The sequence below is a fragment of the Luteibacter sp. HA06 genome, from assembly GCF_054061215.1.
In genome coordinates this window covers 669290-682081 of record NZ_JBSSDZ010000001.1, presented here as the reverse complement: position 1 = coordinate 682081, position 12792 = coordinate 669290, and the positions used below count along the sequence as shown (strand labels likewise).

At 61.1% G+C, this 12792-nt stretch carries 12 protein-coding genes; 4 read left to right on the top strand and 8 right to left on the bottom strand.

Translation table 11 applies throughout. The features are described 5' to 3' along the window. Window positions 1-65 precede the first annotated feature (65 nt). Entirely contained in the window at window positions 66-779 is a 714-nt protein-coding gene (locus tag ACVWWJ_RS02880; RefSeq protein WP_456966708.1) for a hypothetical protein, read from the bottom strand. Between the two features lie 98 nt (window positions 780-877). Between ACVWWJ_RS02880 and ACVWWJ_RS02875 the strand changes: the two genes are divergently transcribed. Together ACVWWJ_RS02875 and ACVWWJ_RS02870 are read left to right on the top strand one after the other, a co-directional pair. After that, window positions 878-2137, top strand: coding sequence for an MFS transporter (locus ACVWWJ_RS02875; protein WP_456966707.1), 1260 nt, complete (start codon window positions 878-880; stop codon window positions 2135-2137). A 60-nt stretch (window positions 2138-2197) separates the two neighbouring features. Continuing rightward, a complete protein-coding gene (locus ACVWWJ_RS02870; RefSeq protein ID WP_456966706.1) occupies window positions 2198-3499 on the top strand; it encodes a thioredoxin family protein in 1302 nt (433 codons plus the stop codon). Between the two features lie 122 nt (window positions 3500-3621). Here the strand turns inward: ACVWWJ_RS02870 and ACVWWJ_RS02865 are convergent, their stop codons facing one another. Continuing rightward, window positions 3622-3930: a DUF3247 family protein gene (locus ACVWWJ_RS02865; protein WP_456966705.1), complete on the bottom strand. Its 309-nt coding sequence runs from the start codon at window positions 3928-3930 to the stop codon at window positions 3622-3624. Between the two features lie 107 nt (window positions 3931-4037). Here ACVWWJ_RS02865 and ACVWWJ_RS02860 point away from each other — a divergent pair, with 107 nt between their 5' ends. Both ACVWWJ_RS02860 and ACVWWJ_RS02855 read left to right on the top strand, forming a co-directional pair. Then, a complete protein-coding gene (locus tag ACVWWJ_RS02860; protein WP_456966704.1) occupies window positions 4038-4706 on the top strand; it encodes a glutathione S-transferase in 669 nt (222 codons plus the stop codon). A gap of 112 nt (window positions 4707-4818) precedes the next feature. Then, complete coding sequence (locus ACVWWJ_RS02855; RefSeq protein ID WP_159894148.1) at window positions 4819-5148, top strand: hypothetical protein; 330 nt, start codon at window positions 4819-4821, stop codon at window positions 5146-5148. Here ACVWWJ_RS02855 and ACVWWJ_RS02850 read toward each other — a convergent pair. The 6 genes from ACVWWJ_RS02850 to ACVWWJ_RS02825 form a co-directional block, all read right to left on the bottom strand. Continuing rightward, window positions 5099-6421 carry a hypothetical protein gene (locus ACVWWJ_RS02850; RefSeq protein WP_456966703.1) on the bottom strand — a complete coding sequence of 441 codons (1323 nt, stop codon included), beginning with the start codon at window positions 6419-6421 and terminating at the stop codon, window positions 5099-5101. The genes ACVWWJ_RS02855 and ACVWWJ_RS02850 overlap by 50 nt on opposite strands. 53 nt (window positions 6422-6474) lie before the next feature. After that, the gene (locus ACVWWJ_RS02845; RefSeq protein ID WP_456966702.1) at window positions 6475-8778 is read right to left on the bottom strand and encodes a phospholipase effector Tle1 domain-containing protein; all 2304 of its coding nucleotides are present in this window, start codon (window positions 8776-8778) and stop codon (window positions 6475-6477) included. 69 nt (window positions 8779-8847) lie between these two features. Continuing rightward, complete coding sequence (locus tag ACVWWJ_RS02840; protein WP_456966701.1) at window positions 8848-9672, bottom strand: hypothetical protein; 825 nt, start codon at window positions 9670-9672, stop codon at window positions 8848-8850. 20 nt (window positions 9673-9692) lie between these two features. Next, window positions 9693-11516: a type IV secretory system conjugative DNA transfer family protein gene (locus ACVWWJ_RS02835; RefSeq protein WP_456966700.1), complete on the bottom strand. Its 1824-nt coding sequence runs from the start codon at window positions 11514-11516 to the stop codon at window positions 9693-9695. A 102-nt stretch (window positions 11517-11618) separates the two neighbouring features. Beyond that, window positions 11619-11906, bottom strand: coding sequence for a hypothetical protein (locus tag ACVWWJ_RS02830; RefSeq protein WP_456966699.1), 288 nt, complete (start codon window positions 11904-11906; stop codon window positions 11619-11621). 518 nt (window positions 11907-12424) lie between these two features. Continuing rightward, complete coding sequence (locus ACVWWJ_RS02825) at window positions 12425-12787, bottom strand: DUF4377 domain-containing protein (protein ID WP_456966698.1); 363 nt, start codon at window positions 12785-12787, stop codon at window positions 12425-12427. Between the last annotated feature and the right edge of the window lie 5 nt (window positions 12788-12792).

Sequence of the window (12792 nt, the reverse complement as noted above, 5' to 3'; positions counted from 1 at the left end):
CATCAGCTCTATTGTGGGCCCTGTTGTGGGAGCCGATTCATCGGCGACAGGGTGCTTGCCGGGCGTCACTTCTTCTTAGGGAGCGGCGCCCACTTACTGTCGTCGAAGCCACCCGTCTCAAACGTCAACGTCGTCTCCCCCCGACTGACCGTCACGACGTCGATCGTGATCCGCTTCGTCTTCGCCATATCCTTGATGAACTGAGGATCGTTGCGAAAGATCAGCGCCGGCTCGCCGGTGGGCGGACGGAAAGCCTTCAGCGTTTTCGGCTTGCCATCGAACGTGGCCTTCAACGTGCAGTCGCCCTTGCAGACGAAGCCCTTGCCCGCCGTGGCATAGAGAAAAACGGTCTGGCCCCAGGCGGTATGCCGACGCAGGATCAATCGCACCGTCTCCTCGCCGGTCGGGCGGGTGGACTGGATCGTCGCCGTGCTCTGCGTGCCGCCCTGCATGGGCGAGGTCTGGTAAAGCCACAGCGCCGTCAGACGCGCCTTCTCGCTGGTGGCCTTGTAGTTCGTCTCCAGATTGTCGAGCGTCTTCTTCACCTCGGCCGCAGCCGGCGTGTCCGGGTATTTGTCGACGATCTCATGACCGAGCTGCACAGCCGGTCCGTCGTTATGCAGCTTCAGCAACTGCTGGTAGGTCTCGAGCTTCTTCGCGGCTTCGTCGGCCTGGTTGTCGACGGGCGCCTGCTGCGCGGCCTGGGGCTCGGATGACTGCGAACAGGCGGCCATCGTGGCGGTGGCAAGGAGAACGGCGAGCGGAGCGAAACGGCGCATGGCGAAGACATCCCGGAAGAACGAAGCCCTAGCTTCGCCCTTTGGCGCGGGTGCTGGCAAGGCGGGCGTAGAATCGCCCGACTCCCCAAGGATCACCCATGTCTTCGTCGTCCCCGGAAGCAGTATCCCTCCTTCGTCATCGCGCCTTCCTGCATTTCTGGTTCGCCAAGAACGCGTCGAGTTTCGGTTTCCAGATGATGTCCGTCGCGGTCGGCTGGCAGATCTACGAGATCACCCACCGCGCCCTCGATCTCGGCCTCATCGGCCTGGTCCAGTTCATCCCGTCCGTGCTGCTGGCACTGCCCGCCGGTCACGTAGCCGATCAGTTCGACCGGCGTCGCATCGTCACCGTGTGCCAGTCCATCGAGTGGGTGGCGATCGCCTTGCTCGCCGTCTTCAGTCTCACGGGACACATCAACGAGGTCGGCATCCTCGCCCTGGTCTTCGTGGTCGGCCTCGGCAAGGCTTTCGAGTTCCCTGCCCTGCAATCGATGCTCCCGGCGCTGGTACCGCCCTCCGTCCTGCCCCGCGCGATGGCCTCGACGGCGTCGGCCGGCCAGGCAGCGATGATCGCGGGCCCGGCCCTGGGCGGTCTGCTTTACGTGGCCGGGCCGGGCACGGTCTATTCGGTCGCCGGTGTCCTTTATCTGGTTGCCCTGGTCCTGATGTCCCGGCTGCAGTACGACCACCAACCGCCGCACCGCGAGCCGGCCACGCTGAAGACGCTCTTTGCCGGAGTGCACTTCATTCGCCATCGCCCCGCCGTGTTCGGCGTCATCTCGCTGGACCTGTTCGCCGTGCTCCTGGGCGGCGCCACGGCGCTCTTACCCATCTTCGCCCGCGACATCCTGCACACCGGCCCATGGGGCCTGGGCCTGCTTCGTGCCGCACCTGCGGTCGGTGCCCTGCTGATGTCCGTCTGGCTCGCGCACAACAGCCTGACACGGAGGGTCGGACCCATCATGTTCGCGTCCGTGGCGGGCTTTGGCGTCGCGACGATCGCCTTCGCCCTCTCCTCCACGCTGTGGGTGTCCCTGATTGCCCTGTTCGCCCTCGGCGCGTTCGACATGGTCAGCATGGTCATCCGCGGGGCGCTGGTGCAGCTGGAGACCCCGGACGACATGCGCGGGCGCGTGAGCGCGGTGAATGCCATCTTCATCAATACCTCGAACCAGCTGGGCGAATTCGAGTCCGGCATCCTCGCGGCGGCCTTCGGCGCCGTGAACGCCACGCTGCTGGGCGGCATCGGCACCCTGGTCGTAGTCGGCCTGTGGACTTGGTGGTTCCCCTCCCTGAGACGTCGCCAGGGGCTGGTTTCCGACCCCGAGCCGGTGGAAGGGGCCAGCGGCACGATCTGACATCGCGCGAAAAACGTGCTAATAGAGTGGACGTCTATACCGCCAAAGGGGATGTCCACGATGAAGCGCCTGCTCGCCGCCGCCCTTCTTGCCTCCGTTGCGCCGGCCTACGCCGCGCACGAAGGCCCCGCCAGTCTCGACGCCGCCCTCGCCCAGGGCAAGCGTGAGCACAAGCCGGTGTTGGTCGATTTCCAGGCGGTCTGGTGTTACTCGTGTTACTACATGGCCAGCCATGTGCTGAACGGCAAGGAGTGGGACGATCTATCGAAGAAGATCGTCTTCTACGAAGCCGACGCGGACAAACCCGCCGACAAAGCGTGGATGAACAAGCTCGACGTCCACTTCCTGCCGACATATGTCGCCATCGGCCCGGACGGGGAAGAACTCGGACGTATCCTCGCCGAGCAACCGCGAGAGAAGTTCTATCCGCAAGTGGGTGCGCTCCTTTCCGGCGACGCACGTCTCTCGCATCAGAAAGACGAAGCGGTGAAGGGCTCACTCGCCTCGGTCGCCGAGGTGCTCGATACCTACCAGCAGCGCTACCAGGGCAAGGAAGGCATGGCGTGGTTCGACACCTTGCCATCGATGGTTCGTAACGTGTCCGATCAGGACAAGCGCGTGGCACTGGCCAAGCAGAAACTGTTGCTGCTCGAAGGCAAGGCCGACAAGAACAACACGGCCATCGTGGCAGCGGCCACCAAGGTGCTCGCCGGAAACATCGGCTGTGATCGTCCCTATGTGCTCGATGACCTGATAGCCGCCACCGCAGATCAGGCGCCGGCCGAACGACAGGCCACGCTCAAGCCGCAGAAAGCGGCATACGACGATTACGTGGCGAGCCAGGTGTTCATCCCAACGCCCCTCTGCGCCGACCAGCGCAGTGCCGTACTCACGGGCGCGGACCTCGATGCCGCGATCGGCGATACCGCAGGCGAGCAAGCCATCCTTCGCAAGGGTATCGATCTCAGCCGCGAGAAACTTCACGGCGACCTCAAGAGCGACCGCAACCTCGCCGACAACCTGCGCGTTTACCTCGTGCGGGCCAAGGCCGGCGATGAGCTCGACACGCTGGAGAAGCAGCTGATCGCCGCTTACCCGGACGACTACGTCTATAACTATCGCTACGGACGTCGCCTCGTCGAAAGCGGTAAGCCGGCCGGAGGCCTGCCTTATCTCGAGACCGCAGCGAAGAAAGCGTATGGGGCAAACACGATCAGCGTCGCCACGTATCGGGTGAAGGCGCTACACGCACTGAACCGCGATGCCGAAGCACGCAAACTCGTCGACACCACCGTAAGCGCGCAGAGCAAGAACTTCCCGGAGCAAACGAAAAAGCTCCAGGAAACCCTCCCGCCAACATGACCCGAGGCGAGCGCCATTGCCCGCTCTATGTGGGAGCCGCTTCAGCGGCGAAAAGGCATAGCTACGCACCCATGCCTATTCGCCGCTGAAGCGGCTCCCACAAAAGGCAGACCGACGCCCGGTTACGTCTGCGACGTCCCGTAAACCACCGAATCCAGATGCTCGACGCGCGCAATGGTGTCCAATGAAACGGTCGCCGACCAGTCGGGCCGATCATTGTCGATCAGCTTCACCACGCCATTGATGCCCTCAGTCCCGTCGCCATCGACGAAGGTCTGAACGGTAGGCACCACGGCGACCACCCCCTGCATCGTCGAGCCATCCTGCAGGTGGATAAGCACCTTGGCGTTATCCCGCAGCTCATGAATCAATGCCTGCAGGCGCCCGATGGTGCCCTTGTCGGTATGGATGGTGTCGGCTTCGCGGCCCATGGCAGTGTCCTCGTGGTGGCAGGCCACTCACGCTACTCTGCGCCCGTCGATGGAATGTGCACGTGGGGCGCTGCTACGCTGCGCCCTCTTCCACGCGCGGGCCAGCCATGATCATCGTCCACCACCTGAATAACTCGCGCTCCCAGCGCGTCCTCTGGCTGCTGGAGGAACTCGGCCTTCCGTACGACATCGTCCGCTACCAGCGCGACCCCAAGACCATGTTGGCGCCGAAAGAGCTCCGCGCAGTTCATCCCCTCGGCAAGTCACCCATCCTCCAGGACGGCGACGTCACGCTGGCCGAGTCCGGCGCCATCGTCGAGTACCTCATCGAGCGCTACGCCCAGGGCCGCCTGCGCCCGACCGTCGGCAGCCCCGACTGGCTGCGCTACATCTATTTCCTGCACTACGCCGAAGGCTCGGCGATGCCGCCACTGCTGCTCAAGCTGGTCTTCGTGCGCATGGAGACGGCCCCGGTGCCCTTCTTCGCCAAGCCCGTCGCCCGCATGCTCGCCAAGGGTGCGCAGAAGGCCTTCATCGACCCGCAGCTCAAGCTGCACCTGGATTACCTCGAAAGCGAAATCGGCAAGTCCGAGTGGTTCGCAGGCGAGGCGTTCACGGCTGCCGACATCCAGATGAGCTTCCCGCTCGAAGCGGCTGCCAGCCGGGGCGGTCTCGATGCGTCGCGGCCGAAGCTGCACGACTTCCTGCAGCGCATCCACGCACGTCCGGCCTACCAGGCGGCTTTGACCAAGGGCGGTAAATACGACTTCGCATGAAATCGACCAGCCTGAATCCCTGTTCAATCCGCCACTTGCCTGTTTACACGACCCTCACGACCGGGGCCGCAAAGTCGGTTCCCGTCAGTAACGCTTGAGAGGGAGCCATCCAATGAGCAGAAATCGTGAGTTCGCGCAGCAGGTCGAAAGCGCCGTCAACGGCGTCTCCGGCCGCGTTCGCCACTATGCGGACGAGGCGACCGGCGCAGGCAACGACCTGCTCGAGCGCACCCGCCGTGTGACCAACAAGTTTGCCAAGCGCAACAGCGGCAGCAGCCAGAAGGTACGTTACCTGGCGGAAGATCTCGCCGATGAGGCGACCTACCAGTACCGCCGTCTGCGCAAGCAGGTGCGTCGTAATCCTGGCGTCACGATCGGTATCGCGGCTGCGGCTATCGGGACGTTTCTGTTGATTCGTCATGCGTTGCGCGACGACGATTGATTTTCTTGCCCAGGTAAGGATTTGAGGCCGGGAGTGATCCCGGCCTTTTCTTTGGGCTTTCGTCAGACATGAACATGTCGTAGAGCTCCGGGAACTGCTCCGCGAATGACTGGATGGCGAGGCCGTCTGACGCATGGACGACCAAGTACCTGCACCCATCAGCAATGGTCGTCTTACCGAGCCTTCTCGCGAGCGTGACGAATACCTCACGGGAAACGGCCAATCCCCTTTCCCTTTCAGCGTCCAGGTCAGTAATCACCTGGGCATTTGAAAAGCGCGTGCCCATCGTAAGAATATCCGCCCGAGCGAATTCCACTCCATAAGCAATTTTGAAAGCAAGTACATAGGCCGAGATGTCGACGCCTTCATCGCGGCAGACGTCGCGGTCGACACGAGTCCTGATGTTGTAGAACGCCAAAAAATGGGATGCGGCATACTTCTTGACGTCGTCTGTCGGGAGTGACTTGATGTCAGCCGCAATCCGATCGGTCACCGTATCGACGGGCTCTTCAAAGCGTGGGTCACTACTTGACACCACGACGACATTTCCCGCTCCATATCTTCCGTCGTTCATTGTTCGTTTTTCAGGCGAACCTCCGGCAGCCGAGGTTCCCGGGGCAATAGGTACGGACATGAGGACGCCTGCGGCATCGGGAAATTCTTCTTCGAATGACGGCATGGAGGCGCCGTCGATTACGTGGGAGGCCAAATACACGCACCCATCAGCAACGGTCGGCTTCTGGAGCTTGGACGCTAACTCAAGCAGCCGCCGCCGGACGTTAGCCTCAGCTATCGTGCGATTCTTGTACACCTTAGAAACCATCTGCGTAGCGGACAGGCGGGAAGCGCTCATGAGTTGATCCGCGCGATTGAACATCGCGGCGTGCTCGAGTTGAAATGCATTCGAATACGCCTCCAAGTCGACGCCCTCCGATTCGCAGACGCCGGGAACAATACGAGCTTTCGTAACGTAGAAAGCCAAGAAGAATGCTGCGGCGTACCTCCCGATTTCGGCCTCAGAAAGCGACTTCATGTCGGAAGCGAACCGTTCATTCAACGCATCGCGAGAACCTTGAGAAGGTACCTCAGGGCTCGATTCGATGGCCCCGCCTGCCGATTCTCTTAGGCCGTCCTTACTCGCGTGCTGTGCGAAGGCCGCCTTGGCTTCCGGCGTCGCGGGCCTGAATGGCTCTACAGTGGACGAGTGGATATCAGCCGATGAAAGCACAAGTACGAAGTAAAGGAGCGGTGCGACGATGCGCTTGCGGGTCATGGGTGTATCCGGAGATTGCAGGAGCCGATTCATCGGCGAGTTTTTCTTCGCCATCACATCACAGGCCCCTGCTGCCCCATCTGCGCACTCCGCTCCTGGCTCTGCTGAGCGATCTGATCCATCTGCTGATCGAATTGCTGAATCTGCCTGATCGATTGCTCGGATTCCGGAGGTGGGGAGCTCATATCGACGACAGCGGGTGTCGCCATCAGGCCGTGCGTGTCGATGCTTAGCGTCATGCTGTCGTAGTCCATATGCACTCCGCCCAGGTTGCCGGCGTTGATACGATGTCGGTGGCACGAGGCGGTGAACTGCATCAGACGCTCTTCGGACGAGTCGGGCAGGCGACGCTGCAATTCGTTGTAAAGCGCGTGGTCGGTGCTGTCCGGGTTGCGGGGATCGCAAAGGGATTGCTGAGCCAGCATCGGAGGCGAAGCGGCCCTCGACCTATCGTTCTGCATAGGCGACTCGTAGGCCGCCATCGGGGGAGACACCGTCGACGCTCGAGATGCGCGAGCCTCGATAGGCGTCCTGACCTGCCCCGGCTGCTGCAGCTCTGCAATGAAAGCCTGGCCCTGAACCCTGTTGCACGTCGTGTCGTCGGGCTGCCCTGTCACCGGTAAGTCATGGCTTGACTGGAACCGCGCCACGGCCGTTAGCGTGGCGACGTCGTAGACACCATGAGTTTCCAGCGGCTCGCCCGCCATGTCGCGGATAGCGAGGGTGTTGAGGTTCTTCTGGAGTTCGCGGATGGAATGACCGTCGGCCTGCTCGAACGTATCGCTCCGCGAGGGAGCGATGACAGACTCCTGCCGTGCCGGCATGGACGTCGGAGATTCAAGCGCCGGCGAGTCGTCGCGCGACCGCGCGACCTCCTTCTCCCCGATGGCGATCGCCTCCTTCTCCGTGTTGAGCATGTGCAGCTGCTGGTTCGACGTTTTCAGCGGCACATCGAGCGCCTTCAGTGCCTCGATACTCGCCGTCCTGGATTTCGGCGCATCGATGTCGTCACCGAATACCTCGAAGGCACGCAGCGTTGGTCGATCCGGACGAAAGTCCTTGCCGAACTGAACATCCTCGATGACCGTCATGTCACTGCGCTTTGCCTCGATCACGAGGCCCGCGGTCAGCTGATCGATCTGGACACGATCCAGATTGATGCCGGAGCGGGCGTGCAATTCCAGCACATGCATGCTTGTCGAACGGTACATGCCGTGGTCGGGGTGCGTCGGATTACTGAGTTCGCGGATGGCATCGGGGCCGTGGACGCCCACAAGGTAGCGGGGACCGAGTTGTTCCTGAAGACTGGTATCGAACTCATCCGGCGGCGCACAGCGAATAACCTTGCGCTCGTCGCAGTGCGGCGGCGACGCCTGCGAGCCCATGATGTCGCGGTGACCCTCTCGCCTGAACTCCGAGGTGCTGTAGATGATCGAGTGCTCATCGGAATGATGGATCTTGAACATCTCCTGGTCAGCCGGCACCAGCAGCCTGTGAACCGTTTCCTTGCCGGTCAGCGCATTAATGTAGTCCGCAACGATGTTGAACGTCAGAACCGAAAGACCACTTTGGTGGTAGCTACCTCCGATATCCGAGTGGGCGCCGGGCACAGTGACACCAACGAATCGACCGTCCGCCGATCGCCCGGGCGGAATAATCTGTGTGGACGGGAACGGATTGCGACGTTCGTCTTTCGCAGTGAATTGGACCCCCGAGGTCATTGCGCTCGTGGGCTGCCGGTCGTGGTTATTGGGAGCGCCTGTCCCGACAGGATCATAAAGGGCTTCACTCATGAGCGTTTTGCCCGGCGCACGAAGAGGGGGAAGGGCCCACTCGTACGTGTCGGGACCCCATGCGTGATGAATTACTTTTCGTCCGCCAGGATCCTGAATACCCCGCTCGTGCACCAAACGAAGAAATCCAGCGGCCTGTTCTGCGCCGCGACTAAAGCCCGTAGCCAAGAGCCGGATGTCGGCATTTGGGTCAGCTTCGAGCCATTCCTTTGCACGGTTTATGAACTCGAAATACATCCACTCAATTCGCTCGTCGTAGGATCCTCCCGTTACGCCGTCAATGGTTCTGGCGACTAGACCATCCTGCGTTCCTGCCCCTTTGATGTACCCCGAGTGCATCCGAGGATCCTGCCTACCGGCTTCCGTAAGCTGGACATGAAGTTTGCCAACATTCGTCGCGTGATCCGGATCCTTCCATAGGTCGTTTCCCGTGCCATCGAAGTTCGCGACGAAGAAACGAGAATGAGGATCCGACGAATTGAACATGCGAGGAACGGATAGGTCGCCAACTTCCTGGGCGGCCTTCGCGTAGGCCTTTCGGATGTCCGGCGTCACCGGGTCCATTCTGACGTCATCCTGGAGGCGACCCTTGATGTCCCGCTTATGTTTCTCTACCACGTCCGTGTACTCCGGTTAAAATGTCTGCGAATACGCAACGACGGGATCGTGTCTGAAGTCCGAGTACTTTCTGCCGGGGAATCGTGGCTGAAGCAGGGAAATCCAAGCCCTCATGTAGACACGTATTGAGCGATCCTCGACTACGAGGACGATGTCGGGTGCACTGGGAGGTACGCTGATCTTCACGTCGTTAACGTCTAGATCGGGCGGGTATCGAACCATTCCAGTACTAAATATCTCGCCGAGGTCGACCTTCTCGTCGTGATCCGTTCCGTCCTTCGATGTCCACATCACGCGCGCCACCGAGGGAAAGTCGAGGTTGCCCCATCCACCGGATAGGTTCTTTCGATCCCGCTCTGTGAATGGTTCACTTGGCGATCCGCTATTCACGATGTATGCGTTGTCGTAGACCACGCGACATCTCAGTGTGTCGAAGCACGTCGCTCCGAAACTATGGTCGTAAAACGGGATTTTCAGGATGCCGTTCTCGACTTTCGATTTCATATGCCAAGACTTGATTCCCGAGTGGCAGCTACTCGTCATCATCACCGCAGCAGCCATGGCCAGATACTTCACATCCATCTTTTCGTCCTCCCTTATTTCGTCGGCGGTCGTCTCGGCACGTGACGGCATCGCTGGTAATTCAGGCCTCCGCTTGACCTGCAACGGAACGCCATCTACAGGCAGGGGCCCGAGCTCACCGCGGGTTCGCGCGTTGACGATCTCGAGGTCGCGTAGTAGCTGTAGGTCGTAGTGCCCGTCACCAGTCCTCAGCCGATGCACGGGTTTTAGCGACGATGGTCGTGCGACTTCGCCCTCATCGAACTCATCACTCGTCATGATTCTTCCCGTCGATCCAATCACGCGGCGCGAGCTCGTTCCGGCGTCGCAGCGAACGGATTCATGCCCTTCGCTTTACCCGACGTCGTAGCATCCGACGAATGCGACGACGTCGCCTCTCTAGCTCGTACAACCACAGGCGCCACCCCAGCGCGCTCCTTGAACATCTTGTCCTTGAAGAACCAGTTCTTCCTGGCACGAATCGGCTTGCAGCCCTCGTAAAAGATCAGCTCCTCGTCGCCCGGAAGCTCCTTGATCTCCTGCGGCAACAACAGGGCGCGCCGCTCCTCGGTATGGCTGGTCGAGACCTGGCGGGAACCATTTCCCCGACTGGTATTCCGGTGCTCCTTGCGAACGGTCTTGTAGCCGAGCATCTCGCTGTACTGATTCGCGTCACTCTGCTCACGAGGCGCGAAGACAATCTGCGCACCGTGGTTGGTGATGAAGTTCTCGGCATCGTGGTCGCCGTATGCGGCACGCAGCTGTGCACGGCTCTGCACGATGCAGAGGTCGCGTACGCCGTAGCTGGCGGCGATGGAGATGCGTTTGGCCCAGACGTCTACCCGGCCCATGGCGGTGAACTCGTCCATGAGCATCAGCATCTGGTACTTGATGTCGGGCTCTTCGCCGAGCTGCTTGCCGAGGTTGTTTCCGATCACGGTGCTGAAGAAAATGTTCAGCAGCTTCGCGCTTTCATCGAGCTTGTTCGTCGGAATGATGACGTAGAGGGTAGTCAGGCTCTTCCGGAGCGCGGTGACGTCGATGTCGCTCGCATTGGTGGCGGCCGCCAGAATCGGACTCAGGAACTGCTGTAGCGGGGCCTGCATGGATGCAATGACCGATGAGAACGTCTGCTCGGCCAGGCCAGCGAGGTTCCCGAACACCGTGCGGGTCTGCGGGCTCATGTAGGCGTATGCTGAGTCTTTCAGCAGGGCGTCGAGCAACGCCTTCGTTCCGTCCATGCTTTCTCCGCTGGAGAAGCGAAGCACGCGTTCGAAGCTCGGGTAATCCGAAGATGCATTAATGTCCGGGAGGTCCTGCGCAGTGGCCAAGTGTTGCGCCACTTTCTGGTCCCATCGCTCGAACAGGAAGGACGTAAACGCGGTAAACGCAGCACGACTCTGCGACGTCCAGAACGGATCCCCACCCGGCTGGTCGGGATACAAGATGGCCGAGATGGTCTGGATTTCGCCGATGCGCTTGTCCGGCTTCATGGCCGCCAGCGTCGTCATCGGATTGAACCGGTGCGTGTTGCCGTTCTCGTCGTACGGCGCCCAGACACGGATGTCCTGACCCATCGTCTTGCGCCAGCCGCTGGTCGCCTTGTGCAGCTCGCCTTTCAGATCGAGCACGACCATGGACTGCTTGTACGAGAGCAGCACCGGAATCGCCACGCTCGTGGTCTTACCTGAGCGTGTGGGGCTGATGGTGATGACGTGCTGCGCACCGCCCAGCCAGAGGTAACGACCCTTGTACTTGCCCATGAGGATGCTCTCCGGTGTCTGCTTGAGCAGGCCGGCTTTCTTCAGGTCAGGCAGTGTCGCGAAGCGTGCCTCGCCATGGGTGGATTCGGGCTTGCTGCGCAACGCGGGGATGAGCAGGCACAGCCACACCACCAATGGCACCCCGAAGCCAAACGCGCCGCAGAGCTTTATCTTCATGACGTACGGCGCAACCTGCGGGAGATCTAAAGCCCCGAAATACTCCCAGTAAGTCGTCACTCCCAGCGGGACCTGCTTCAGGCCCAGCGCCCAAAGTGTCAGACACCCCGCCAGGTACTCTCCCGCCACGAGCCCAGATAGCCCGAGCGCGAACAGAGTGATTGCCTTTAACTTGCCGCTCATGCGCTTGTGTTCCGTCACGCCAAAGTTGGTACATAAGCATGCAATAGATGACAAACGATACGGAGCATCGTCGGCGTTTTAGACGAATTTTTCCGATTTCTTCTATTCGCAGTGCCCTCCACTCTCACGCGTCGCTGCTCGCTCCCATGACATCCGCGCGTGCGCGTTGGCCGTGCACTGCAGTCCCATGCGCGTCAGCGCAGCAATGGCTTCGAGGCCGATCGCCATGCGCTGGCAATCGACCGTGTCCGATTCATGGACGAGTTCCGCGAGCAACTGCGTGAGACCACGAGCGTATTGCAGCCACTCGGTGGCTTCGTTCAGGAGATCGTGAGAATTGACGTAAGCATCCGCCCGACAATTCGTGCAGTTTGTAGTCGATGAAGACATGGCGTTCTCGTATAGGTGTGGCGAGACGCGACCCAAGGTGCGGCACGCTGCGCACAGCGCAACGTGCCGCGGGCAAAACGCGGACTCGCGGTTTCAGCGGCAGCCCGTGACCGGGCGCCGGGGGGCGTGCTTTGACGAAGTGGTTTGCGGCGTCAGCCCTTGGCGCAAGCCCACGCGACTACGCGCCGGGTAGGACGGCCAAGAATATGCTCATGAAAAGCGAACGACGCCGCGGTTCGTCAGGCGTGTCTGCCGGGTGGGCGGACGTCCCGGTAACCGTTGAGGGTGTCGTCGAGGGGATTCGGCGGGCGAACGAGTGCCGTATGATGTGACGTAGTCAAATCAGCTCCAGTACAGTTGGTTTGATCAGCGGTCCGGAGGTGTTCAAGCACCTTCGGGCCGCGCTTCTTCACCGCTTACAGCGGTGGTTGTCTGCGAGGCGTTTCGCATAGGCGACGCAGACAACGATGTGACCGTACCAAATCAACTTGCCGCTGTCTGTAGAAGCACGGCGCAATTTACCGCAGGGGATGCTGGTCGAGCGGATGCTGATCGGCCGGATGCTGCTCGACGATCTTGTCGACATGCCACGTCACCGGTGATGCGTCAGCCGGTACGTTCTTCGCGTGCACCTCGGTGATCTTCACCAGGTACTCATTGCCCGGCTTCCAGTCGAGGCCTTCCACTGGCGCGTAATTGATCTGCCAGTCCTGCTTGGGCGTCTCGCGGTACTGCAGGCATTCGGTCTTCATGACGCCGTTCGTGCACGGCACCTTGCTGCCGGCGATATAGAGCAACCGGGAACGCGAACCGTGATCGGACGGCGTGGTCGCGCAGGCGGCGAGTGAGAGAACGGCGGCAGTGAGCAGAACGAGGCGCATGGCGG

Bases quoted from the DNA above. Each gene is read 5' to 3' on its own strand.
- ACVWWJ_RS02850 (WP_456966703.1), bottom strand. From the start codon at position 6,421: ATGACCCGCAAGCGCATCGTCGCACCGCTCCTTTACTTCGTACTTGTG.
- ACVWWJ_RS02825 (WP_456966698.1), bottom strand. From the start codon at position 12,787: ATGCGCCTCGTTCTGCTCACTGCCGCCGTTCTCTCACTCGCCGCCTGC.
- ACVWWJ_RS02870 (WP_456966706.1), top strand. From the start codon at position 2,198: ATGAAGCGCCTGCTCGCCGCCGCCCTTCTTGCCTCCGTTGCGCCGGCC.
- ACVWWJ_RS02860 (WP_456966704.1), top strand. From the start codon at position 4,038: ATGATCATCGTCCACCACCTGAATAACTCGCGCTCCCAGCGCGTCCTC.
- ACVWWJ_RS02880 (WP_456966708.1), bottom strand. From the start codon at position 779: ATGCGCCGTTTCGCTCCGCTCGCCGTTCTCCTTGCCACCGCCACGATG.
- ACVWWJ_RS02840 (WP_456966701.1), bottom strand. From the start codon at position 9,672: ATGACGAGTGATGAGTTCGATGAGGGCGAAGTCGCACGACCATCGTCG.
- ACVWWJ_RS02830 (WP_456966699.1), bottom strand. From the start codon at position 11,906: ATGTCTTCATCGACTACAAACTGCACGAATTGTCGGGCGGATGCTTAC.
- ACVWWJ_RS02845 (WP_456966702.1), bottom strand. From the start codon at position 8,778: ATGGACCCGGTGACGCCGGACATCCGAAAGGCCTACGCGAAGGCCGCC.
- ACVWWJ_RS02865 (WP_456966705.1), bottom strand. From the start codon at position 3,930: ATGGGCCGCGAAGCCGACACCATCCATACCGACAAGGGCACCATCGGG.
- ACVWWJ_RS02835 (WP_456966700.1), bottom strand. From the start codon at position 11,516: ATGAGCGGCAAGTTAAAGGCAATCACTCTGTTCGCGCTCGGGCTATCT.
- ACVWWJ_RS02875 (WP_456966707.1), top strand. From the start codon at position 878: ATGTCTTCGTCGTCCCCGGAAGCAGTATCCCTCCTTCGTCATCGCGCC.
- ACVWWJ_RS02855 (WP_159894148.1), top strand. From the start codon at position 4,819: ATGAGCAGAAATCGTGAGTTCGCGCAGCAGGTCGAAAGCGCCGTCAAC.